This is a genomic window from Motiliproteus sp. MSK22-1, from assembly GCF_001968815.1.
In the GTDB taxonomy this organism is placed as follows: Bacteria; Pseudomonadota; Gammaproteobacteria; order Pseudomonadales; family Balneatricaceae; genus Motiliproteus.
This window is the reverse complement of the sequence record NZ_MIEQ01000006.1, coordinates 1-493: the sequence shown is the minus strand read 5'-3', so window position 1 is coordinate 493 and position 493 is coordinate 1. Positions and strand designations below refer to the sequence as shown.

General features: G+C 44.0%; 1 protein-coding gene. It reads left to right on the top strand.

Features of this window, described 5'->3' with window-relative positions; all coding sequences use genetic code 11:
- The coding region (locus BGP75_RS00030) for a helix-turn-helix domain-containing protein (RefSeq protein ID WP_143820934.1) at positions 1 to 493 on the top strand (493 nt) is incomplete at both ends.

Sequence of the window (493 nt, the reverse complement as noted above, 5' to 3'; positions counted from 1 at the left end):
AATTGAAGCCCCTCCTGGTTCCGTTTTCACCATACTTCGTGAAAATGGTGGTATCAAGCCGCGAGCAAGAAGTAGGAGTAAAACTCACCTCACAAGTGAAGAGCGTGAAGAAATTCGTGTAGCACTTTCAGCGAAAATGAGCATTAGAGCCATAGCAAGAATGCTAGGGCGCTCGCCCTCAACTATTTCTCGTGAAGTTGCTCGTAATCGCGGTAGACGCTATTACAAAGCTATCGACGCAGACAGAAGAGCAAGGCGTATGGCAAAGCGTCCTAAGCTTGGCGTGTTAGAGATTAATACCGAACTAAAGAAGCTAGTTACCGAAAAGCTTGAATTACGATGGTCACCAGAACAAATATCAGGCTGGCTTAAAGTTAAGTATTCAAGGCGCAAACATATGCAGGTCTCCCACGAAACCATCTATAAATCACTGTATGTTAGATCGAAGAAGGTTATTCACCATTCGTTTACACAATACCTTCGTAGAAAGCAC